This is a genomic window from Micromonospora sp. DT47 (assembly GCF_049844475.1).
GTDB lineage: Bacteria > Actinomycetota > Actinomycetes > Mycobacteriales > Micromonosporaceae > Micromonospora.
The window spans coordinates 113,776-135,655 of the sequence record NZ_JBNCLC010000005.1 but is presented as its reverse complement, the minus strand read 5'-3'; the positions used below and the strand labels follow the sequence as shown (position 1 = coordinate 135,655).

At 72.8% G+C, this 21,880-nt stretch carries 19 protein-coding genes and 1 pseudogene; 15 read left to right on the top strand and 5 right to left on the bottom strand.

Annotation, left to right across the window (positions count from 1 at the left end; genetic code table 11):
- Nucleotides 1-85: 85 nt before the first annotated feature.
- Together ACLQ2U_RS09930 and ACLQ2U_RS09925 are read left to right on the top strand one after the other, a co-directional pair.
- Nucleotides 86-724, top strand: a complete 639-nt coding sequence (locus tag ACLQ2U_RS09930) for a PadR family transcriptional regulator (protein WP_425750275.1) — start codon at nucleotides 86-88, stop codon at nucleotides 722-724.
- Nucleotides 725-747: 23 nt separating this feature from the next.
- Entirely contained in the window at nucleotides 748-1,827 is a 1,080-nt protein-coding gene (locus ACLQ2U_RS09925) for an inositol-3-phosphate synthase (RefSeq protein ID WP_425750274.1), read from the top strand.
- Between the two features lie 71 nt (nucleotides 1,828-1,898).
- Here the strand turns inward: ACLQ2U_RS09925 and ACLQ2U_RS09920 are convergent, their stop codons facing one another.
- Together ACLQ2U_RS09920 and ACLQ2U_RS09915 are read right to left on the bottom strand one after the other, a co-directional pair.
- A complete protein-coding gene (locus tag ACLQ2U_RS09920; RefSeq protein ID WP_425750273.1) occupies nucleotides 1,899-2,072 on the bottom strand; it encodes a hypothetical protein in 174 nt (57 codons plus the stop codon).
- Nucleotides 2,069-2,548 (bottom strand): methylated-DNA--[protein]-cysteine S-methyltransferase, encoded by a 480-nt coding sequence (locus tag ACLQ2U_RS09915; RefSeq protein WP_425750272.1) that lies wholly within the window; start codon nucleotides 2,546-2,548, stop codon nucleotides 2,069-2,071. Before ACLQ2U_RS09915 ends, ACLQ2U_RS09920 begins: the two co-directional genes overlap by 4 nt.
- 397 nt (nucleotides 2,549-2,945) lie before the next feature.
- Between ACLQ2U_RS09915 and ACLQ2U_RS09910 the strand changes: the two genes are divergently transcribed.
- The 4 genes from ACLQ2U_RS09910 to ACLQ2U_RS09895 are packed head-to-tail and all read left to right on the top strand — an operon-like array spanning nucleotide 2,946 to nucleotide 6,653.
- The gene (locus ACLQ2U_RS09910) at nucleotides 2,946-3,467 is read left to right on the top strand and encodes a SigE family RNA polymerase sigma factor (RefSeq protein WP_425750271.1); all 522 of its coding nucleotides are present in this window, start codon (nucleotides 2,946-2,948) and stop codon (nucleotides 3,465-3,467) included.
- The gene (locus ACLQ2U_RS09905; RefSeq protein ID WP_425750270.1) at nucleotides 3,464-4,552 is read left to right on the top strand and encodes a TolB family protein; all 1,089 of its coding nucleotides are present in this window, start codon (nucleotides 3,464-3,466) and stop codon (nucleotides 4,550-4,552) included. The genes ACLQ2U_RS09910 and ACLQ2U_RS09905 overlap by 4 nt, the downstream gene beginning before the upstream one ends.
- Before the next feature lie 30 nt (nucleotides 4,553-4,582).
- Nucleotides 4,583-5,104, top strand: coding sequence for a hypothetical protein (locus ACLQ2U_RS09900; RefSeq protein WP_425750508.1), 522 nt, complete (start codon nucleotides 4,583-4,585; stop codon nucleotides 5,102-5,104).
- Between the two features lie 28 nt (nucleotides 5,105-5,132).
- Complete coding sequence (locus tag ACLQ2U_RS09895; RefSeq protein WP_425750269.1) at nucleotides 5,133-6,653, top strand: flotillin family protein; 1,521 nt, start codon at nucleotides 5,133-5,135, stop codon at nucleotides 6,651-6,653.
- Nucleotides 6,654-6,728: 75 nt separating this feature from the next.
- Here ACLQ2U_RS09895 and ACLQ2U_RS09890 read toward each other — a convergent pair whose 3' ends face one another.
- Nucleotides 6,729-8,192: a CCA tRNA nucleotidyltransferase gene (locus ACLQ2U_RS09890; RefSeq protein WP_425750268.1), complete on the bottom strand. Its 1,464-nt coding sequence runs from the start codon at nucleotides 8,190-8,192 to the stop codon at nucleotides 6,729-6,731.
- Between the two features lie 129 nt (nucleotides 8,193-8,321).
- Here ACLQ2U_RS09890 and murJ point away from each other — a divergent pair, with 129 nt between their 5' ends.
- The 7 genes from murJ to ACLQ2U_RS09855 all read left to right on the top strand — a co-directional run bounded on the left by murJ (nucleotide 8,322) and on the right by ACLQ2U_RS09855 (nucleotide 16,816).
- On the top strand, nucleotides 8,322-10,064 hold the full coding sequence (gene murJ / locus ACLQ2U_RS09885) for a murein biosynthesis integral membrane protein MurJ (protein ID WP_425750267.1): 1,743 nt from the start codon (nucleotides 8,322-8,324) through the stop codon (nucleotides 10,062-10,064).
- Between the two features lie 447 nt (nucleotides 10,065-10,511).
- Entirely contained in the window at nucleotides 10,512-12,122 is a 1,611-nt protein-coding gene (locus ACLQ2U_RS09880) for a protein kinase family protein (protein ID WP_425750266.1), read from the top strand.
- 43 nt (nucleotides 12,123-12,165) lie between these two features.
- Complete coding sequence (gene sigM, locus ACLQ2U_RS09875; protein ID WP_425750265.1) at nucleotides 12,166-12,960, top strand: RNA polymerase sigma factor SigM; 795 nt, start codon at nucleotides 12,166-12,168, stop codon at nucleotides 12,958-12,960.
- Entirely contained in the window at nucleotides 12,957-13,967 is a 1,011-nt protein-coding gene (locus tag ACLQ2U_RS09870) for a hypothetical protein (protein WP_425750264.1), read from the top strand. Before sigM ends, ACLQ2U_RS09870 begins: the two co-directional genes overlap by 4 nt.
- 178 nt (nucleotides 13,968-14,145) lie before the next feature.
- Entirely contained in the window at nucleotides 14,146-15,099 is a 954-nt protein-coding gene (trxB, locus tag ACLQ2U_RS09865; protein WP_425750263.1) for a thioredoxin-disulfide reductase, read from the top strand.
- 34 nt (nucleotides 15,100-15,133) lie between these two features.
- A complete protein-coding gene (trxA, locus tag ACLQ2U_RS09860; protein WP_425750262.1) occupies nucleotides 15,134-15,457 on the top strand; it encodes a thioredoxin in 324 nt (107 codons plus the stop codon).
- Nucleotides 15,458-15,658: 201 nt separating this feature from the next.
- The gene (locus tag ACLQ2U_RS09855; RefSeq protein ID WP_425750261.1) at nucleotides 15,659-16,816 is read left to right on the top strand and encodes an N-acetylmuramoyl-L-alanine amidase; all 1,158 of its coding nucleotides are present in this window, start codon (nucleotides 15,659-15,661) and stop codon (nucleotides 16,814-16,816) included.
- Between the two features lie 34 nt (nucleotides 16,817-16,850).
- Here the strand turns inward: ACLQ2U_RS09855 and ACLQ2U_RS09850 are convergent, their stop codons facing one another.
- Nucleotides 16,851-17,519: a GNAT family N-acetyltransferase gene (locus tag ACLQ2U_RS09850; RefSeq protein ID WP_425750260.1), complete on the bottom strand. Its 669-nt coding sequence runs from the start codon at nucleotides 17,517-17,519 to the stop codon at nucleotides 16,851-16,853.
- A 294-nt stretch (nucleotides 17,520-17,813) separates the two neighbouring features.
- Between ACLQ2U_RS09850 and ACLQ2U_RS09845 the strand changes: the two genes are divergently transcribed.
- A complete protein-coding gene (locus ACLQ2U_RS09845; RefSeq protein WP_425750259.1) occupies nucleotides 17,814-19,121 on the top strand; it encodes a PLP-dependent aminotransferase family protein in 1,308 nt (435 codons plus the stop codon).
- A gap of 8 nt (nucleotides 19,122-19,129) precedes the next feature.
- The gene (locus ACLQ2U_RS09840) at nucleotides 19,130-20,128 is read left to right on the top strand and encodes a D-alanine--D-alanine ligase family protein (RefSeq protein WP_425750258.1); all 999 of its coding nucleotides are present in this window, start codon (nucleotides 19,130-19,132) and stop codon (nucleotides 20,126-20,128) included.
- A 136-nt stretch (nucleotides 20,129-20,264) separates the two neighbouring features.
- Here ACLQ2U_RS09840 and ACLQ2U_RS09835 read toward each other — a convergent pair.
- Nucleotides 20,265-20,993: pseudogene (locus tag ACLQ2U_RS09835) on the bottom strand (hypothetical protein); the annotation flags it as partial.
- Between the last annotated feature and the right edge of the window lie 887 nt (nucleotides 20,994-21,880).

Here is a 21,880-nt window from a genome sequence, read left to right as displayed (position 1 = left end):
GTCAGTGAGGTACTAACGTGCGATGTATCGGTCCGATACATCGCAGCGGTCAACGACCCGTGCCGGGGGTAGGAAGGGATGGCCCGTGCTCGAGTTCGCCATCCTCGGCCTCCTGCAGGAGTCTCCGATGCACGGCTACGAGCTCCGCAAGGAGCTCACCGCCAAGCTCGGTGCGATCCGGGCGGCGATCAGCTACGGCTCGCTCTACCCGACCCTGCGCCGGCTGCAGGCGGCGGGATGGATCACCGAAGCCGCCGAGACACCCGCGACCGCCGAGGAGGTTCCCGCGCTGACCAGCCGACGAGGTCGGGTGGTCTACAAAATCACCGCCGAGGGCAAGGAACGCTTCGGCCAGCTGATCGCGCAGGCCGGGCCCGAGACGTACGACGACACGGGCTTCGGCGTGCACTTCGCGTTCTTCGCCCGGACCGACCAGGCGACCCGACTCCGCATCCTGGAGGGTCGCCGACGCACGATCGAGGAACGTCGCGAAGGCCTTCGTGACGTGCTGGGCCGGGCGGCCGAGCGCCTCGACGCGTACACCCTGGAACTGCAACGCCACGGGCTCGACGCCTGTGAGCGCGAGGTCCGCTGGCTGGAGGAGCTCATCGCCAACGAGCGCTCCGGCCGTGCCCCGACGGTCCCGCAAACCGGGACGGCCGGCGGTCGACGAGAAGACAACAGCCCGCCCCCGCCTGGAAAGTCCAGGAAAGAGCGGCCGTGATGAAGAAGAAGGAGGCAGACGCTATGGGCTCCGTCCGCGTCGCCATCGTCGGTGTGGGTAACTGCGCCTCGTCCCTCGTGCAGGGAGTGGAGTACTACCGCAACGCCGACCCGAACGACCGCGTCCCGGGTCTCATGCACGTCACCTTCGGCGACTACCACGTCTCGGACGTGGAGTTTGTCGCGGCGTTCGACGTGGACGCCAAGAAGGTGGGCATGGACCTCGCCGAGGCGATCGTGGCCAGCGAGAACAACACCATCAAGCTCTGCGACGTGCCGCCGACCGGCGTCAGTGTGCAGCGCGGCCCGACCTTCGACGGTCTGGGTCAGTACTACCGTGAGATCGTCGAGGAGTCCGACGCCAAGCCGGTCGACGTGGCCCAGGCGCTGCGTGACGCCCAGGTCGACGTCGTCGTCTCGTACCTGCCGGTCGGCTCCGAGCAGGCCGACAAGTTCTACGCCCAGGCGGCGATCGACGCCGGCTGCGCGTTCGTCAATGCCCTGCCGGTCTTCATCGCCTCCGACCCGGAGTGGGCGAAGAAGTTCGAGGACGCGGGCCTGCCGATCGTCGGTGACGACATCAAGAGCCAGGTCGGCGCCACCATCGTGCACCGCGCGCTGGCGAAGCTCTTCGAGGACCGCGGTGTTGAGCTGCTGCGCACGTACCAGCTCAACTTCGGCGGCAACATGGACTTCATGAACATGCTGGAGCGCAAGCGGCTGGTCTCGAAGAAGATCTCGAAGACCCAGTCGGTCACCTCCCAGATCCCGCACGAGATGGCCAAGAGCGACGTGCACATCGGCCCGTCGGACCACGTGCCGTGGCTGGACGACCGCAAGTGGGCGTACATCCGCCTGGAGGGCCGTTCCTTCGGCGACACCCCGCTGAACGCCGAGCTCAAGCTCGAGGTGTGGGACTCGCCGAACTCGGCCGGCGTCATCATCGACGCGGTCCGGGCCGCGAAGATCGCGCTGGACCGGAAGATCGGCGGCCCGATCCTGTCGGCCTCGTCGTACTTCATGAAGTCCCCGCCGGTGCAGTACGCCGACCACGACGCGCACGTCGCCGTCGAGGAGTTCATCAAGGGCGAGGTCGAGCGCTGACACGCTGACCACCAGCACGGCCGAGGGGCCGGGTCCGTTCGGACCCGGCCCCTCGTCGCGTACGCGGGGTGCTACTTCGCCCAGGACGGCTTGACGGGGGCGGCCAGCCCCCCGTCCCCCGCCTGGAAGTTGATCGTCGAGACCGTCGGCACCGAGCCCGGGTCCGGGAAGATGCTCAGGAAGCCCGCCTGGAGTGCGCCGGTCACCGTCAGGTTTGCATCGACCGAACGGGTCGGATCCGTCACGACCAGGCGCGTCGCAGGGCGACCCCGGCCTCCAGCTCCAGCAGCCGTACCTTGCGCGGCAGGCCGCCGCCGAAGCCGACCAGCTTGCCGCCGGCGCCGACGATCCGGTGGCACGGCACGATCACCGGGATCGGGTTGCGGTTGCAGGCCACTCCGACCGCCCGCGCCGCGCCCGGGTCACCGACCGCCCTCGCCACCTCGCCGTAGGTGAGCGTCTCCCCGTACGGGATGCCCGTCATCTCCCGCCAGACGGCCCGCTCGAACTCCGAGCCCCGGCGCACCACCACCGGCACGGTGAAGTCGGTGAGTTCGCCGGCGAAGTAGGCCCGCAGCTCCGCCAGCGCGTGACCCGACAACTCGTCCGAGGGCTCCTCGTCCGCCGTCTCCACCCGCCCGAAGTGCGCCCCGCAGACGCCGGCCTCGTCGGTGGCCACGGAGAACTCACCGATCGGGGAGTCGAGCACGGTCCAGCGCATGACCTGATTCTCCCCGCCGTCGCGCTCCGGTCAGCACCGGCATCCGCCGACCGGCTACAACAGTGCGATCCCCGGCAGCAGCGCTCCGGCGCTGAGGCTCACCCCGCCGGCGACCGTGAGCCAGATCAGCTTGTTCGGGCGGGTGTCGGCGGGACGGGGTACCGCGAGGAAGAAGCGCGACCGCGACGACCGTGATCAGCAGGACTCCGGCCGTGGTGAGCGTCTCCGACGACATCACGTACCTTCCTCCCTCATCGCTGACGAGGTGCGCCGTGGTCCACATCTCCAACCGCTGATCCGCAACCGTGCAACGGGTTCAGCCGCAGCGGCATGAACGATCTTGACGGTGAGGCAAAGTTCCACCCGTGGCCCGCGTCTGTAGTACGGGAGGTGGGCGGTGGCTGAGGTGACCGACGGGGAGTTCACCGCGTTCGTCAACGAACGGGGGGCTGCCCTGCTGCGCGTCGCGTACGCGCTCGCCGGCAACCAGCACGCGGCGGAGGACCTGCTGCAGAGCGCGCTCGCCAAGGCGTACGCCCGGTGGCCGCGGATCCGGGGCGACGCCGAGCCGTACGTACGGCGGATCCTCTACAACGACCAGGTCTCCGGCTGGCGACGGCTGTCCCGACGTCGCGAGGTGCCGGTGGCCGTGCTGCCGGAGCAGGCCGAGGAGCGGGACGGCGGGTACGACGCCGACCTGCGGCTGCTGCTGCGGGAGGCGCTGCGGGCGCTGCCGCCGCGGCAGCGTGCCGTGCTCACCCTGCGCTACCTGGAGGACATGAGCGTCGAGCAGACCGCCGCGGCGCTGGACTGCCAGCCCGGGACGGTGGCGAGCCAGGCGTCCCGGGCGCTGGCCCGGCTCCGGCAGCTCGTGCCGGCCTTCGACGACCTTGTCACCCGCCCGGAGGTGAACCGATGAGCAGACCGGTGGAGGACGCGCTGCGGGCGGCCGTACACGATCTCGCCGGGCAGGCCCGGCCCGCGCCGGACCTGGCCGCGGCGGCGCTGGAACGCGGCCGCCGGCGACGGGCCCGGCGGCGGGCCACGGTGACGGGCGCGGCGCTGGTGGCGCTGGCCGCCCTGGCGCTGCCGTTCGCGCTGCTTCGGCCGGACCGTCCGGCCGAACCGGCGCACCCCCGACCGACGCCCACCCCCAGCACCGTGCGGCTGCCCACGCCGGGCGCCGACTGGCAGAACCGGCCGCTGACCCTGCCCGGCGGGTGGGTGGTCACCGGCGGGGTGACCAACGGATTCGGGTACGTGCTGGACCGCACCCGGTCCCGCTACGCAATGGCCGAGGGGTACGCCGAGGTGTGGCCGGCGCCCGCCGGCACGGTCACCGCCGTCCGGGACGACCAGCGCCCCGGACAGCTCGGCCTCGCCGACACGGCCACCGCGAAGGTGCGCTGGCAGCGGATCCGCGGCTGGACGAGCCTCCAGTGGTCGCCGGACGGCCGCCGGCTCGCGGTGACCGCTTCGCGTGGCGGCGAGCGCTACCTGGGCGTGCTGGAGGTGGGCGGGCGGTACCGGGAGTACCGCGTGGACCGGATCCGCTACTTCTGCACCGATTTCTGCGCCTTCACCTGGACACGGGACGGCCGGGAGGTGACGCTCCCGCTGACCGACGAGTTCAAGCCGCACGACGAGAGCAAGCCGCGACAGGCCCGCTGGGGGGTGCAGTTCTTCTCCGCCGACGAGGGCCGGCCGACCCGGTTCGTGAAGATCCCCGGCGACCCGGCCGGCCCCTGGGCCTGGTCCCCGGACGGGGAACGGGTGGTGGTGCAGGGACAGCAGGAGCCGCTGCTGGTCGACGCGGCCACCGGCACGGTGCTCGGCACGCTGCCCGCGGCCGACGTCGCCTGGGTCACCGACGAGCGCCTGCTCTACCGCCGACCGGGCGGCTACCGGGACGTCGTGCTCGCCGACACCGCCGGTCATGAGCTGGAACGCCTGCCGCTCCCCCGGGAGCTGGCCGAACGGACGGTGAGCGTCGCGCCGAAGTGATCACGCGGGACGTTGCGCCGCGTCGATACCGTGCTGGTCGTGGCCACGGGGACGTTCACCTTCCTGATCATCGGCGGAGCGGGTGTCGCCGTGCTGGCGCTCGCCCTGCTCGGCGCCGAACTGCTCCACTTCGGCCACCCGGACGTCGACGGTCCGGTGTCGGTCGAGGCGGTCGCCGGCTTCCTCGGCGCGTTCGGCTTCGGCGCCGCGATCGTCAACGAGCTGGTCGGTGGGCGTACCCCGGGGATGATCGCGGCGGCGGTGGCCGGCGGCGCGCTCGCGGCCGTGCCCACCGCGTGGGTCGCGCGGCGGCTGAGCCGGGCGGCGCGGGACATGCGCACCGACCCCCCTCCCACCCGGGACGACCTGGTCGGCGCGCTCGGCCTGGTGGTCACCCCGGTGCCGGCCACCGGCTACGGCGAGGTGCGGGTACGCGTCGCCGGCCAGCCGGTGAAGCTCAACGCCCGCGCGGACCACCCGATCCCGGTCGGCGCGCAGATCTTCGTCGTGCAGGCGCTGAGCGAGACCAGCGTCCACGTCGAGACCTACTGACCTCCCTTCTCGCAGAGACGGAACCCCCATGCCCCTCGTCATCGCCGTCGGCGGCGCGATCCTGCTGGCCCTCGTCCTCGTGCTGTTCGTGCTCTCCCGGATCAAGGTGGCCGGCCCGAACGAGGCCTTCATCGTCACGGGCCGCAAGGGCCGGACCACGCAGACCGCTGACGGCGGCCGCTCCACCGACATGTCCGGCCAGAAGGTCGTCCTCGGCGCCTCCGTCTTCGTCCTGCCGGTGGTGCAGAAGCTCCAGTCGCTCGACCTGTCCAGCCGCCGCATCGACGTGGGCATCCGGGGCGCGGTCAGCAAGCAGGGCATCCGGACCGACCTGCACGGCGTGGCGATCGTCAAGGTCGGCGGCACCGAGGACGCCATCCGCGCCGCGGCCCAGCGGTTCCTGCACCAGCAGGACGAGATCGACAACTTCACCCGCGAGGTGCTCGCGGGCGCGCTGCGGTCGATCGTCGGCCGGCTCACCGTCGAGGAGGTCATCCGGGACCGGGCCGCCTTCGCCAGCGCGGTCGCCGAGGAGGCCGAGCACTCGATGACCAACCAGGGGCTGGTGCTCGACACCTTCCAGCTCCAGGACATCCTCGCCGAGGGTTCCTACCTGCAGGACCTCGGCCGTCCGGAGGCGGCCCGGGTGCTCAAGGACGCGGCCATCGCCGAGGCCCGGGCCCGGCAGCAGGCCGAGCAGGAACGGCTGCTCGCCGAGGAGGCGATCGCCGAGGCCAACCGGAACCTGTCGCTCAAGCAGGCCGGCATCCAGGCGGAGATCGACGCGGCCAAGGCGAGGTCGGCGGCGGCCGGCCCGCTCGCCCAGGCCGAGCGGGACCAGGCGATCCTCTCCGAACAGCAGAAGGTCGCCGAGCGCAACGCCGAACTGAAGCAGCGTCAGCTCGACACCGAGGTGCGCAAGCCCGCCGACGCGGCTCGCTACAAGGTGGAGCAGGAGGCCGAGGCGGCCCGCAACGCGGCGGTGCTGAACGCCGACGCGCAGCGGCAGGCCGTCATCGCCGCCGCGCAGGCCGCCGCGGAGCAGTCCCGGCTCACCGGTGAGGGCGAGCGGGCCCGCCGGGCCGCGCTCGCCGAGGCGAACGCGATCGAGGGCGCCAAGGAGGGCGAGGCCGAGCAGCGCCGCCGCTCCGCGATCGCCGAGGCGGTGGAGCGGGAGGGCCAGGCCGAGGCCGCGGCCATCCTGGCCAAGGGGCAGGCCGAGGCGGAGGCGATGGCCCGCAAGGCCGAGGCGTTCGCCGCGTACGGCGAGGCTGCGGTGCTGGACCTGCTGGTCAAGGTGCTCCCGCAGGTGGTCGAGGCGGCCAGCGCCCCGATCGGTGCGATCGACAAGCTGACCGTGATCTCCACCGACGGCGCCTCCTCGCTGACGAAGTCGGTGGCGGGCAACGTGGCGCAGGGCCTCCAACTCGGTTCCGACCTCACCGGCATCGACCTGGCCGGCCTGCTCGCCAGGCTGGGCTCGGCGTCGACGGCGCCCACCGGCAACGGCCAGCCGCCGGTCGAGGGCACGGCGGTCGAGACCCGCTGACCATGCGACAGGGCGCCGTCCCCCGATCGGGGGCGGCGCCCTGTCGTCGTCGCGGTCCGGCCGGCGGGGACGCCGCTACCCGGCGATGCCCTCGTCGCGGGCCCAGCGCAGCAGCTCCGCCTCCGCCTCCTCGCGGTCCAGCGGGCCGCGCTCCAGGCGCTGCTCCTTGAGGTGCTGCCAAGCCTTCCCGACCACCGGCCCCGGCGGTACGCCGAGCAGCTCCATGATCGCGTTGCCGTCCAGGTCGGGGCGGACCCGGGCCAGGTCCTCCTCGGCCGCGATCCGGGCGATCCGCTCCTCCAGCGCGTCGTAGTCGGCCGCCAGCTGGGCCGCCTTGCGCCGGTTGCGGGTGGTGCAGTCCGATCGGGTCAGCTTGTGCAGCCGGGGCAGCAGGTCACCGGCGTCGGTGGCGTACCGGCGCACCGCCGAGTCGGTCCACTCGCCCCGGCCGTACCCGTAGAAGCGCAGGTGCAGCGCGACCAGGGCGACCACCTTCGCGGTGACCTCCTTGGAGTAACGCAACGCCTTCATCCGGGCCTTGGTCAGCCGGGCGCCGACCACCTCGTGGTGGTGGAAGCTGACCCGGCCGTCCGGGCCGACCGACTTCGTGGCCGGCTTGCCGACGTCGTGCATGAGCGCGGCCATCCGGAGGATGAAGTCACAGCCGTCCTCCTCGAAGGAGACCGCGTTGGTGACCACGGTGAGGGTGTGCTCGTAGACGTCCTTGTGCTGGGCGTGCTCGTCGATCGTGAGCTTCAGCCCGGTCAGCTCCGGCAGGAAGCGATCGGCCAGCCCGGTGTCGACCAGCAGCCGCAGCCCGGTGATCGGGTCGGTGCCGCAGAGCAGCTTGGTGAACTCGTCCCGGATCCGCTCGGCGGTGATCCGGTCCAGGTCCGCGGCCATCCGGGTCATCGCCGTGTGCACGTCCGGGTGGACGGTGAAGCGGAGCTGGGCGGCGAACCGGGCCGCCCGCAGCATCCGCAGCGGGTCGTCGCCGAACGACTCCCGCGGCGGAGCGGGGGTACGGATCACCTTGGCCGCGAGGTCGTCGAGGCCGCCGTGCGGGTCGGTGAACCGGTGGTCGGGGAGGCTGACCGCCATCGCGTTGATGGTGAAGTCCCGCCGCTTGAGGTCTTCTTCCAGGCTGGTCCCGTACACGACGATCGGGTTGCGGCTGACCTGGTCGTACGCCTCGGCGCGGAAGGTCGTGATCTCCAGCCGCAGCCCGTCGCGCTGGCAGGCGATGGTGCCGAACTCCCGGCCGGTCTCCCAGATCGACTCGGCCCAGCCCTTGATGATCCGCAACGTCTGCTCGGGGTGGGCGTCGGTGCAGAAGTCCAGGTCCTCGCCGAGCCGGCCGAGCAGGGCGTCGCGGACCGATCCGCCCACCAGGTGCAGTTCGTGTCCGGCGTGCGCGAACCGGCGGCCGAGCTCGTCGGCGACCGGGGAGACGCGGAGCAGTTCGGCGACGGCGTTGCGCTGCGCGGCGGTGAGCTCGCGGCGGTCGGCGGCGTGAGGTGCGGAGGCAGCTTCGGACATGGGATCGCCAGCCTATCGGGCCGGGGCGGGATCGGATCCGCCGGGCGCGGGTAAGACGCGGGCGTTGACTAAGGTCTTGGGCGTGCGGTCCGGTGGTCCGGCTCCGACGTACCCCCTTGGAGGCTGGAGATGAGCGGCGGGCTCTACCGCAGCGCGAACGCCACGCCGGACGGCGCCGTGCCGCCGACCGACGAGGCGACCTTCATCTCGGCCGAGCCGCTGAACCAGCCGGCGGTGGAGGCGACCGCGCCGCCGCCGGAGCAGGTCGCGGAGACCAGCGCCGCCGCGAACAGCGCGGTGATGGCCGTCGGCAGCCTGATCAGCCGGGGTACCGGCTTCATCCGCAACCTGATGATCGGCGCCGCCCTGGGCAACCTGGTCGGCAACGCGTACACCACCGCCCAGTTCCTGCCGAACCAGGTGTACGAGTTCCTGCTCGGCGGCGTGCTGACCAGCGTGCTGATCCCGGTGCTGGTCCGGCGACGCAAGGCCGACCCGGACCGCGGCGAGGCGTACGCGCAGCGGCTGCTCACCCTGGCGGTGATCGCGCTGGCCGCCGCCGCGCTGATCGCGATGGCCCTGGCGTCGGTGCTGACCGCGATCTACGCCAGCGGCAAGGACGGTGACTACACCGACCTGGTCACCAATCTGTCCTACCTGATGCTGCCGATGCTGTTCTTCACCGGCGTCAGCGCGCTGATCGCCGCGGTGCTGAACACCCGGGGCCACTTCGCCGCGCCGATGTGGGCGCCGATCCTGAACAACCTGGTGGTCATCGGCATCTTCGGCCTCTACATCCTGGTCTACGGCGCCGAGGCGCTCAAGCCGGGCGAGCTGAGCCGCGGTCAGATCCTGCTGGTCGGCGGCGGCACCCTGCTCGGCGTGGCGGTGCAGGCCGCCGGGCTGCTGCCGGCGCTGCGCAAGGTGGGCTTCCGGTGGAAGTGGCGGTTCGACTTCCGCGAGTTGGGGCTGCGCGAGCTGGCGAAGCTCGGCGCCTGGATGTTCTGCTACGTCGCGGTCAACCAGCTCGGCCTCTTCGTGGTGGTCAACCTGCTCACCCGCGCGGCCGGCGAGGACAGTGCCGGCCTCCTGATCTACAACAACGTCTTCCTGCTGCTGATGATGGCGCACGGCATCATCGCCGTCTCGATCATCACCGCGCTGATGCCCCGGATGAGCGCCGCCGCCGCCGACGGCCGCCTCCGTGACGTCACCGCCGACCTGTCCCGGGGCACCCGGATGGTGACCGCGGTGCTCGCCCCGATCGCGGTCTGCTACGCGGTGCTGGCCGGGCCGATCTCCCGGGTGGTCTTCCAGTACGGCGCCTTCGACGGCGACAACGCCCGCGCCACGTCCACCGTGCTGCTGGTCGCCGCGGTGGGTCTGGTGCCGTTCGCGATCAGTCAGCTCTTCACCTTCGCCTTCTACGCCCTGCCGGACACCCGCACCCCGGCGCTGGTCAACATCCCGGTGGTGGCGCTGCGGGTGCTGCTCCAGGTCGGGCTCTTCGTCGCCTTCTCGGCCACCTTCGCGGCGGCCGGCATGATGCTCGGCAACGCGATCTCGTACGTGGCGGCGGCGGTCATCTCGGCGATGCTGCTGCGGCCGCGGGTCGGCCGGATCGGGCTCGGCGGAATCATGCGGACCATGGGCAAGGTGGTCGTCGCCGCGCTCGGGTCGGCGCTGGTCGGCCTGCTCGTGGTGAAGCTGCTCCCCGGCGATCCGGCCAACCTGAGCTGGGTGGCGGCCGCGGTCCAGTTGGTCGTCGGCGGCGCGGTGATCGGCGCGACGTACCTCGGGTTGGCCATGATGCTGCGGATCGGCGAGATCACCGAGGTGGTCGGGATGGTCCGCCGCCGGCTCGGCCGCTGAGCTTTCCGATCGGCGCCCGGCCTCTGGCACGGAGCGGAGCGTGAACGAGGATCACCAGCCTGGGGACACGCCTGTGGACAACTCCGCGTTTCCCCGGTCAGCAACCGGATCGACCTGTGGACAACCAACCGTACGGACGAGCATGGGCGACCGTTCGGAGGGAACCTGACGGGATGTCGTCGGGGCAGCCCGCTCAGGTCGGCCCCCCGCGGCGACTACTTGCGGTCAACCTCTAGATTGGCTAGTACATGTGCCAGCAACGTGGCCAACAACGGTCGTAACCGGACACTTACCCAACAATCGGATCCTCCGCCGGGCGCGGCGGGAAGATGACATGTCGGGATGAGGGGCAGTCCGGGTAAGGTCGCTCTCGACGGATACGGCAGGCGATCGACGCTCGCGTCGACGCCGCCGGCCGGTTCCTTCGAAGGCGGAGCGGGAAGCCAGATGCCCAGCAGCGCGGGTCCATCGATCGGCACGATCACCGAGGGAGGACGGGTGACCCAGGTCGGCGAGGGTCAGGAGGCGGAGGAGACTGCTCCGCCCGTCATGACCTTCGGTGCCCCCACGGCCGGTGAGGTCCTCGCCGACCGGTACGAGCTGGTCGAGCACATCAACAACGACAGCGCCGGCCGGCTGGTCTGGCGCGGGGTCGACGTCATCCTGCGCCGGCCGGTCGCGGTCGTGCTGCGCTACCCGGGCGGCGACTCGGCCACCGAGATGCTCCAGGCCGCCGTGGCGGCCAGCCGGGTCATCCACCCCAACCTGGTCGGCGTCTACGACGCGATCGACGAGGACGAGCGGGCGTATGTGGTCCGCGAGTGGGTCGACGGCCGGTCCCTGCGGGAGATGGTCGCCGAGGGGCCGCTCGACCCGGCCCGCGCCACCGCCATCGGCAACGCGGTGGGCAGTGCGCTCGCCGCCGTGCACGCCACCGGCATGGTGCACGGCAACGTGCACCCGGGCACCGTGATGATCAGCGACGACGGCCGAGTGGTCCTCGCCGACGCGCGCACCGATGGCGCGGACAGCCAGGAGAACGACATCCGGGCGGTCGGCGGCATCCTCTACTTCGCGCTGACCGGCCACTGGCCGCACGCCGAGGCCCCGCTGCACGGCGCCACCGCCGGGCACGGCCGGGCCGCCATCCCGGACGCGGTCCGCGACGGCAGCGGTTCCATCGCCGCCCCGCGGCAGGTCCGCGCGGGGGTACCCGCGTACCTGGACGACCTGACCATGGACCTGCTCGACGCCGAGATCGTCCCGCCCTCGTCGGACGTGCTCGCCGCCGAACTGGCCCGCCTCGACGTACCGGCCGACGACCACTTCCTCGACCAGGGCGGCCCCCTGCGCTTCACCTCCGACCCGGGCGAGGAGCCCTCGCCGCTGGCCGCCGCCGGGGGCCGGAAGGTCGCGATCGGCATCGCCGGCCTGCTGGCGGTCGCCCTGGTCGGGCTGTTGATCGGGATCAGCGCGCTCGGCGGGGACGACAAGGCGCCGAAGACCGAGCCGGTGGCCCGCCCCTCGGCCAGCACCCCGGCCGCCGGTGAGCCCACCCCGGCCACTGTCGTACGGACGCTGCACGTCGAGGACGTCCGGATCATCGACCCCGAAAGCGGGGACCGCGCCGAGGTGCGCGACGCCGAGAAGGTGATCGACGGCAACGACGACGAGGGCTGGGAGACCGCGAGCTACCGGAACAACGGGAAGTTCGGCGGCCTCAAGAAGGGCATGGGGGTCTGGATCGACCTGGGCGCGCCGCACACGCTCAAGTCGTTGCAGGCCACCCTGTCGTCCACCGGCGCCTCCGCCGAGCTGCGCGCGGGCACGGCCGAGTTCCCGTCCAGCTCCTCCGGCGACCGGCAGCTCGTCGCCAGCTACACGGCCCGGATCGGGCAGCCGTTCGAGGAGCACGACGGCACCAAGATGACCTTCAACGGGTTCAACCCGGAGGAGAAGTACCAGTACCTGCTCTTCTGGATCACCGAGCTGCCGGAGAAGGACAGCGGGGACGGCTGGAAGCTCGGCGTCCAGGAGATCAGGGTCCAGGGCTCGTGAGCCGTCCGCCGCGACCCCGGCACCGCCTCCGACGGACGTGGTGATGGGCGGTCGCGGCGGGCGTACGCCCGATCCGGCGACCGGCGGGGCGGTGCCGGTCGTACCGGCCCGGCCGACGCCCGTCGGCGAGGCGACCGACGTCGACCTGCTCCGCGCCCACGTCGCCGGTGACCGGGACGCCTTCGCCGAGCTGTTCCACCGGCACCGCGACCGGCTCTGGGCGGTGGCGCTGCGGACCCTCGGCGACCGCGAGGAGGCGGCGGACGCCCTCCAGGACGCGCTGCTCTCCGCCCACCGCGCCGCCGCCCGGTTCCGCGGCGACTCCGCTGTCACCACCTGGCTGCACCGGATCGTGGTGAACGCCTGCCTGGACCGGATCCGCCGGCGCCAGGCCCACCCGACGGTCCCGCTGCCGGACGGTACGCGTACCGAGGAGGGTGGCCGCGGCGGCGTCGAACCGGCCGCGCCGGCCACCGACCACGACACCGCGCTGGTGGTCCGCCAGGCGCTCGCCGCGCTGCCCGTCCAGCAGCGGGCCGCGCTGGTCCTGGTGGACGTGCAGGGCTATCCGGTCGCCGAGGTGGCCCGGATCCTCGGCGTGGCCGAGGGGACGGTCAAGAGCCGCTGCGCCCGGGGCCGGGCCCGGCTGGCCGGCCTGCTCGGGCACCTGCGCGCCGGCGCGGCGGAGGGCCCGTCGGACACCGGCGACGGCCGGCCCCCCGGCACGGAGGACGCCGCGGACGTGCCCGGCGTCACCCTCGGGAACCCGCGGCCGCCGGAGGGCGTCCGATCGGGGTCGGGACAGGCCCGGCGGGACGCCCACCAGGAGGAGACGTGACGGGCCGGGAGTTCAGGGAGGTCGACCACGACCTGCTCGCCGACTACGCCGGCGGGGCGCTGGACGGCACCCCGGACCAGGCGACGGTCGCACACCTGGTCGACGCGGACCCGGCGTGGGCCGACGCGTACGTCGCCCTGGCCCCCGCCGTGGCCCGGGTGCGCGACGACCTCGCCGGTTGGGGCGAGCCGGCGCCCGAGATGCCCCTGGCGGTCGTGGAACGGCTCACCGCCGCGCTCGCCGGCGCCGGTCCCGCCGCCCCCGCCGACGCAGCCACCCCCGCCGACCCGCCGGTCGACCACCTCGCCACCGGATCCGACGGCGTCGGGCCGGCGGTGCCCGGCGTACCGGCGCAGGCCGGGAGCACGGCACGGCGTACCGGAGCATCCCGGCCCGGCGAGGCCCGGGCGGCGCCGACCGGTCCCGGGCGGCGGCGCCGGCGCTGGACCCGGTTCGCCGGCCCGGTCGCCCTCGCCGCGGCGTCGCTCGCCGCAGTCGGGCTGGGTGTCGGGCAGCTCGTCGACCGGACGGGCGACGGCACCGCCGACTCCACCGTGGCCGAGCCGGCGGCGAGCGACGCCGCAGGCGCAGCGGCGCCGTTCCGGTTCACCGGTGAGCCGCGGCACAGCGGCACCGACTGGACGCCGGAGACGCTCGCCGGCGCCCGGGCCGTCACGGCGCTGCCCCGGGCCGCCACCGCGGCACCCGGTCTCCAGCCGGGTGACGGGCCGACCGAGAGCGCGGGGAAGCGGCAGGCGATGGCCGACGGGCTGGACCGGCTCGTCGACCGGCCGGCGCTCGACGCCTGCCTGACCGAGATCTCCGCCGAGCACGGACGCGGGGCGGTCACCGTGGAACTGGTCGACTACGCCTCCTTCCGGGGCGAGCCGGCGCTGGTGGTCCGCTTCGCCGACCCGGCCGGGGAACGCTGGGCGTGGGTGAGCGGCGCCGGCTGCGGCGTCCCGGGATCCGGCGCCGACACCCGCTACCAGGCGCGAGTAGGGTGAGGTCGCGGTCATCGGTCGTCCGTCCACGCGTGACGTGACCCACCGGATGACCGGCTCGGGAATCCCCGGTTCGTACGATGACGTTCTGAAAGTCAGTCGCCGACGTCGCTGAGCCGTCGGCACTCGGATCGACATCGGTGCGCATGCCGGTGCCGAACACACACATCGGGAGACGGCAGTGGACGAGGTCCGCAACCTGATCATCATCGGCTCCGGGCCGGCCGGCTACACGGCGGCGGTCTATGCCGCGCGCGCCAACCTGAAGCCCCTGGTCATCGAGGGTGTGCAGTCCGGCGGCGCGCTGATGACGACCACCGAGGTGGAGAACTTCCCCGGGTTCGCCGACGGCATCCTCGGCCCCGAGCTGATGGACAGCATGCGCAAGCAGGCCGAGCGGTTCGGCGCGGAGTTCCTCACCGATGACGTCACCCGGGTCGAGCTGGCGGACACCGGCATGATCGGTTCGGACGCCGTCAGCACCGCGTGGGTCGGCCAGACCGCGTACCGGGCGAAGGCCGTCATCCTCTCCACCGGCTCGGCGTGGCGTCCGCTGGGCGTGCCGGGCGAGCAGGAATACCTCGGCCACGGCGTGTCGTCCTGCGCCACCTGCGACGGGTTCTTCTTCCGCAACCAGCACATCGTGGTGGTCGGCGGCGGTGACTCCGCGATGGAGGAGGCGAGCTTCCTCACCCGCTTCGCCGAGTCGGTGACCATCATCCACCGGCGCGACTCGTTCCGGGCCAGCAAGATCATGGCCGGGCGGGCGCTCGGGAACGACAAGATCAAGGTCGAGTGGAACACCACCGTCGAGGAGGTCCTCGGCGACGACGGCAAGGTCAGCGGGGTCCGGGTCCGCAACGTACACACCGGCGAGATCAAGGTGCTGGACGTGACCGGCGTCTTCGTGGCGATCGGCCACGACCCCCGCAGCGAACTCTTCCGCGGACAGGTGGAACTGGACGACGAGGGGTACGTCAAGGTCCAGGCGCCCAGCACCCGGACCAACGTGCCCGGTGTGTTCGCCGCCGGCGACGTGGTGGACCACACCTACCGGCAGGCGATCACGGCGGCCGGCACCGGCTGTGCCGCCGCCCTGGACGCCGAGCGCTTCATCGCCACGTTGCAGGGCTGAACAACAGGAACGAATGCCCCCGAGGAGGGTCATAGTGGGAGCAACAAAGGTCGTCACCGATGCGAGCTTCGCCACCGACGTGCTGAAGTCCGACAAGCCGGTGCTGGTGGACTTCTGGGCCGAATGGTGCGGGCCGTGCCGCAAGGTCTCCCCGCTGCTGGAGGAGATCGCGGGCGAGATGGCCGACCAGGTCACCATCGTCAAGCTCAACATCGACGAGAACCCGGAGACCGCCCGCACCTACCGGGTGATGTCCGTGCCGACCCTCACCATCTTCAAGAACGGCGAGCCGGTGCAGTCGATCGCCGGCGCCAAGCCCAAGGGCGAGCTGCTCCGGCTGATCGAGTCGGCGCTCTGACCCGTCGTACCACCGGAACCCCGCACCCGATCCCGGGTGCGGGGTTCCGTCTTGCCGGGCCGTGACCTGCACGAAGCCCGACCCCTGTGGTGACGGTCACGGTACGCTCCGTAAGCGTCCGCTACGGGGAGCACCCGTCGGAGGTCCGGTCCCGCGACCGTGGCGCCCGGCCAGCCAGCATCCGTGCAGAGGGGGTCGAGCGTGCGTCCGATCCGATCCGGTGACCGGGGGCCCGCAGTGACGGAGATCCGCACGGTCCTGACCGGCCTGGAACTGCTCCCGCCGTCCACCGACGACGAGTTCGACGTCGACACCGAACGCGCCGTCCGGGCCTTCCAGCAGTCCCGCGGTCTCAGCGTCGACGGCCGGGTGGGCGCCGAGACCTGGCGCGCCCTGGACGCCGCCCGCTGGCGGCTCGGCGCCCGCACCCTCTACCACGCCGTGCCCGAGCCGCTCACCGGCGAGGACGTCCGGTCGCTGCAGGAGCGCCTCATGGAGATGGGGTACGACGTCGGCCGCGCCGACGCGATCTACGGCATCCGGACCTCGCGGGCGGTGGCCCAGTTCCAGCGTGAGGTCGGACTGAAGCCGGACGGCTCCTGCGGACCGCACACCATGGGCGCGCTCCGCCGGCTCGGCCGCAAGGTGGTCGGTGGTCGTCCGCAGTGGCTGCGCGAGTCCGACGCGATCCGGCAGTCCGGACCCACCCTGGTCGGTCGGACGGTGGTGGTCGACCCCGGACACGGCGGCACCGATCCGGGCGTGGTGGTGGCCGACGGGCCGCTGCGCTGGACCGAGGCGGAGCTGGTGCACGACCTGGCCAGCCGGCTGGAGGGGCGGCTCGCCGCCGCGGGCGTACGGGTGCAGCTGACCCGCGGCCCGGCGCCGGAGACCTGCCTGCCGGACACCGACCGGGCCCAGCTGGCCAACTCGCTCGGGGCCGACGTCTTCATCTCGCTGCACACCGACGGGCACGCCAACCCGGAGGCGGACGGGGTGGCCACCTACCACTACGGCACGGACAACGGCGTGACCTCGGCGACCGGCGAGCGGCTGGCCGGGCTGGTGCAGCGGGAGATCGTGGCCCGGACGGGGCTGCGGGACTGCCGTACCCACGCCAAGACCTGGGACCTGCTGCGGCTGACCCGGATGCCGGCGGTACGGGTCGAGGTCGGCTACCTCACCTCGCCGCACGACCGGGCCCGGCTGACCGACCCCCGGTTCCGGGACCGGGTCGTCGAGGCGATCGTGGCCGCGGTGCAGCGGATGTTCTTCCCGATCGAGCGGGACGTGCCGACCGGCTCGATCGACGTGAGCGAGCTGCGGGCCGTGATGGCCGCCGGCACGGTGGTGGACTGACCCGCCGCCGGCGCGGTCGGGACCGGGCCGGCCGTCAGCCGGTGGTGCCGCGGGTGGCCGGGGCGGGGCGCACCGGGCGGAGCAGGGTCTCCGGGCTCATCGAGCCGAGCAGCTTCTCCAGCGCGTACTCGACGTCCGACTTCCAGCTCAGCGCGGTCCGCAGCTCCAGGCGCAGCCGCGGGTAGCGCGGGTGCGGCCGGACCGTCTTGAAGCCGACCGAGAGGAAGAAGTCGGCCGGTGCGACGCAGGCCCGGGTCGGGTCGTCCGCGTCGTCGCCGAACTTGGCGTCGCCGAACGCCTCGATCGCCTTGATGCCGCGCTTGGTGAGATCCCGGGCGACGCCCTGGACCAGCATCCGGCCCAGCCCGCCGCCGGCGAAGGCGGGAACCACGTTGGCGGTCATCAGCAGCGCCGCGTCGGCGGAGACCGGGGAGGTGGGGAAGGCCATCGAGCGGGGGACGTAGGCCGGCGGGGCGTACATGACGAAGCCGGCCGGCATGCCGTCGACGTACGCCAGCTTGCCGCAGGAACCCCACTCCAGCAGGGTCTGGGAGACCCAGGCCTCCTTCTCCAGCCCAGGGTCGCCGGCCGCGCAGGCCCGGTCGGCCGAGACCGGGTCGAGCTCCCAGTAGACGCACTGCCGGCACGGTCGGGGCAGGTCTTCCAAGGTGTCGAGGGTCAGACTGACCAGACGTCGCGACATTGGCGCATCCCCACAATAGGCTCGGAGGTGAAACCAGCGCGGTACGACGCCGCCGCCTTCCAGCCCCCCGACGAGCGATCGTACGCCGCCAGTCGACCGTACGGGAGGGGACGCGCGAACGCCCACCCGAGCCGGGGACGCCGGTCCGGAATGTGGACGTACGCCCCGCCACGGCGGCCGGGGCTGCGGTCGGGGACTACGATCGACCAACGGCGCCCCGCCCCCGCCATGGTCGCCGGCACCGCGGGTACCACACCGGCGGGAGCCCGACCGACACCTGATCGAGGTGATGTCATGACCGGCACGACGCTCGACGACTACACCGACCGGTACGCCCGGCGGGTCCGCGGGATGACCGCCTCGGAGATCCGGGCGCTCTTCGCGGTGGCCAGCCGGCCGGAGGTCGTCTCGCTCGCCGGCGGCGCCCCCTACATCGCCGCGCTGCCGCTCGACGCGGTCGGCGAGATGCTGGGCAAGCTCGGCTCCGAGCACGGCGTCACCACCCTGCAGTACGGCATCGGTCAGGGCACCCCGGAGCTGCGCGAGCGGATCTGCGAGGTGATGGCGCTCTCCGGCATCGACGCCTCCTGCGGCGCCTCCCCCGAGGACGTGGTGGTCACCGTGGGTGGCCAGCAGGCGCTCGACCTGGTGGCCCGGATCTTCCTGGATCCAGGGGACGTGGTGCTCGCCGAGGGCCCGACGTACGTCGGCGCGCTCGGGGTGTTCCAGGCCGCCCAGGCGCAGGTGGTGCACGTGCCGATGGACGACGAGGGCCTGGTCCCGGAGGCGCTGGAGGTGGCGATCGCCGACCTGGCCCGCGCCGGCCGACGGGTGAAGTTCCTCTACACCATCCCCACCTACCAGAACCCGACCGGCGTGACGCTGAGCGAGGAGCGCCGCGAGCGGGTGCTGGACATCTGCGAGCGCGCCGGCCTGCTGGTGGTCGAGGACGACCCGTACGGTCAGCTGGGTTTCGAGGGAGAGGCGCCCGCGCCGCTGCGGGCCCGCCGCCGGGACGGCGTCTTCTATCTGAGCACCTTCTCCAAGACCTTCGCGCCGGGCCTGCGGGTCGGCTGGATCCTGGCCCCGCACGCGGTCCGCGACAAGCTGGTGATCGCCAGCGAGGCGCAGATCCTCTGCCCGAGCGGCTACGCGCAGGCCGCCGTGGCGACGTACCTGTCGACCATGCCGTGGCGGGAGCAGCTGAAGGTCTACCGCGAGGTCTACCGGGAGCGGCGGGACGCGATGCTGGCCGCGCTGGAGGACCTGATGCCGGCCGGCATCACCTGGACCACGCCCGCCGGCGGGCTCTTCGTCTGGGCCAGCCTGCCGGACGGGCTGGACGCCAAGGCGATGATGCCCCGCGCCATCGCCGCCCGGGTGGCCTACGTGCCGGGCACCGGCTTCTACGCCGACGGCTCCGGGACCGGCAACATGCGGCTCAACTTCTCCTTCCCGCCGCCGGAGCGGATCCGGGAGGGCGTGCGCCGGCTGGCCGGCGTGATGGAGCAGGACATCGCCATGCGGAAGGTCTTCGGCGCGGTCACCCCGACCGGGCGCCGACGGGGCGGCACGGACGCCCCCGGACCCGACTTGGCATGATTCCCGGCATGGCTGACACCCCCGTCGAGCGATCCCTCGTGACCGATCCCGCCGTCGCCACCGATCCGCACGTGCTGGTGCTCGCCGGCGGCCTCTCGTACGAGCGGGACGTGTCGCTGCGGTCCGGCCGGCGGGTGTTGGACGCGCTCCGCGCGGTCGGTGTGGATGCGGAGCTGCGGGACGCCGATGTGGCCCTGCTGCCGGCACTGGCCGTCGACCCGCCGGACGCGGTGGTGATCGCCCTGCACGGCGCCACCGGCGAGGACGGTTCGCTGCGCGGCGTGCTCGACCTCTGCGGCGTCCCCTACGTCGGCTGCGACGCGCGCGCCTCCCGGCTGGCCTGGGACAAGCCGTCGGCGAAGGCGGTACTGCGGGAGAACGGCATCCCGACCCCCGACTGGGTGGCCCTGCCGCACGACCGCTTCTCCGAGCTGGGCGCGGTGGCGGTGCTCGACCGCATCGTGGACCGGCTGGGGCTGCCCCTGATGGTCAAGCCGGCCCAGGGCGGCTCGGGCCTGGGCGCCGCCGTGGTCCGGGACCCCGCGGCCCTCCCGGCCGCGATGGTCGGCTGCTTCGCGTACGACTCGACGGCGCTCGTCGAGCGGTACGTCCCCGGCATGGACGTGGCGGTGTCGGTGGTCGACCTCGGCGAGGGCCCGCGCGCCCTGCCGCCGGTGGAGATCGTGCCGCGCAACGGCGTGTACGACTACGCGGCCCGCTACACCGCGGGCCGGACCACCTGGCACGCCCCGGCCCGGCTGGACCCGGCCGTGGCCGCCACGGTCGCCGAGGTCGCCCTGGCGGCGCACACCGCGCTCGGCCTGCGCGACCTCTCCCGGGTGGACCTCATCGTCGACGCCGAGGGGCAACCGCACGTGCTGGAGGTCAACGTGTCGCCGGGCATGACGGAGACGTCGCTGCTGCCGCTGGCGATCCAGGCGGCCGGGCTGGACTTCGGGCGGGTGCTCGGGGCGCTGGTGGGTCGCGCCGCTTCCCGCCGCTCCTGACCCGACTCGGCCGTCCTCGACCGCGACCGACCGTCGGGCAGTGCCCCGGCGGTCGGTTCGTGCGCCACCAGATCGCGGTCCCGGGGGCCGCTCACGGGCGCTACCGCTGGCCCGGGACTTCCTCGGTGCTGTCGGCGTCGGTCGCCGCCCCCTCCGCACCGTCGTCGGGGCCGGCCTCATCCTGCGGCGGCACCGGGACCTCCTCGGCGGCCTCGATCACCGACACCGGCTCCTCCTCGGCGGCCTCCGCGGCCGCCGAGGACTGCGCGGAGAGGCTGGACGGCGCCTGCCACTGGATCCGCGGCGGCTCCGCCAGCGGACGCCCCCCGAACTCGGCCAACCACGCGGCGACCATGGCCAGGTTCTCCCGCCACTGCGACTCGGAGATGGGTGGAAGGATGGAGTCCCAGAGGGAGAGGAAGGTGCCCCGCAGTTGGAGCCGCCCGTACGGTCGGGCCAGGAACCACATGTGCAGGTGCGCCGAGCCGTCACCCCAGCGGTTGACGTGGACCCGGGCGACGCCGTCCAGCGAACGGATGGCGCGCTCCAGCCGTACCGTCATCACCCCCAGCTCGGCGGCGAGCAGGTTGGGCAGGTCGCCGAGGTCGAGGTGGGAGCGGGTCTCCAGGATCAGCACCATCGGCAGGCCGGTGGGGCGGTCCATGGCGCGTACCCGCCACCGCTCGCCCACCCAGATGTAGGCGTCGTCGGGGGCGTTGCAGGCGATGCATTCCCGGTACCCCTCGCCCTTGCGGGGAGGCTCGACCGAGACCGGATCATCGAGATGCTTGACGCGGATGTCCCCCTCGAAGGGGAACGAGGGCCACTGGGTGAAGTCCGGGACTGAGGGAGGGGTGTCGTGCACGACGCTGACCCTAACCGAGTCAGCGACCCCTGTCCCTACCCTGAACCGGGCGGTCGCGAGGAGATCTCAGGTGGCCGAGCACCGTCACCGACGGCATTCGAAGTCGACCTGAGTGGGGTTGTCCACAGGCTGATGAGGTCACCACCACAGCCCGTCATCCACAGGCCAGAGCGCTGTCTGACGCGCTGTTTCACGTGAAACGACGGGTGCCTGTGGAAAACTGCTGTGGATAACTTTGGGGGCTCATCCACAGCATCGGTCACAGCCGTCGTGGGCCCGTTCTTCCCAACGAGCGAACGGGCGGTTGGCTGCTGCCCGGCGGGGGCTTTTAGCCTTCGAGACGCCCGGGGGGTGACCGGTCGGCACTGCTCGCGACGCTCCCCGCCGGCTCGCTCCCGGCCGCGTCCCTCCCGGCCACCCCGGCCCTCCCGGACGCGTCGCCCCCCCGGCCCGCATTGCTCCCGGCCGCGACACCCTGGCCGCTTCGCGGTGCCGACGACGGGCACTGGCCCGGTGCGCCGCGCGCGACGGCGCTCCGTGGGGGCCCGGAGTCGGAAACCGCCCGTGGGGCCAAGGGCCGAAACCGCTCGTGGGGGCCGAGGGCCGGGACCGCCCGTAGGGCCGAGGGCCGGGACGCCCGCGGCCTTCATCGCCGCCACTCCGGGTTTCACGTGGAACAGCCGCACCTCGCACCTGCCAGCGCGTCGTCGAAAGCCGGAGTCCCGGACGCGGCCATCTGCCGAAGGCCGAAGAGGCAGCCGGCTGCCAAGCGACGGATGGAGGTGAACACAGGCAGGCGGCACCGAAGTCGGGGCTCGGCTGGCAGCGGAGTCGGAAGAATTGGCCGGGGCGGGAGCCGGATAGACGTGGCGCGGTAGTGGACCGTC

Coding starts and splice junctions, on each gene's coding strand:
- ACLQ2U_RS09925 (WP_425750274.1), top strand. CDS start 748: ATGGGCTCCGTCCGCGTCGCCATCGTCGGTGTGGGTAACTGCGCCTCG.
- ACLQ2U_RS09915 (WP_425750272.1), bottom strand. CDS start 2,548: ATGCGCTGGACCGTGCTCGACTCCCCGATCGGTGAGTTCTCCGTGGCC.
- ACLQ2U_RS09905 (WP_425750270.1), top strand. CDS start 3,464: ATGAGCAGACCGGTGGAGGACGCGCTGCGGGCGGCCGTACACGATCTC.
- ACLQ2U_RS09895 (WP_425750269.1), top strand. CDS start 5,133: ATGCCCCTCGTCATCGCCGTCGGCGGCGCGATCCTGCTGGCCCTCGTC.
- ACLQ2U_RS09890 (WP_425750268.1), bottom strand. CDS start 8,192: ATGTCCGAAGCTGCCTCCGCACCTCACGCCGCCGACCGCCGCGAGCTC.
- murJ (WP_425750267.1), top strand. CDS start 8,322: ATGAGCGGCGGGCTCTACCGCAGCGCGAACGCCACGCCGGACGGCGCC.
- ACLQ2U_RS09880 (WP_425750266.1), top strand. CDS start 10,512: ATGCCCAGCAGCGCGGGTCCATCGATCGGCACGATCACCGAGGGAGGA.
- sigM (WP_425750265.1), top strand. CDS start 12,166: ATGGGCGGTCGCGGCGGGCGTACGCCCGATCCGGCGACCGGCGGGGCG.
- ACLQ2U_RS09850 (WP_425750260.1), bottom strand. CDS start 17,519: ATGTCGCGACGTCTGGTCAGTCTGACCCTCGACACCTTGGAAGACCTG.
- ACLQ2U_RS09845 (WP_425750259.1), top strand. CDS start 17,814: ATGACCGGCACGACGCTCGACGACTACACCGACCGGTACGCCCGGCGG.
- ACLQ2U_RS09840 (WP_425750258.1), top strand. CDS start 19,130: ATGGCTGACACCCCCGTCGAGCGATCCCTCGTGACCGATCCCGCCGTC.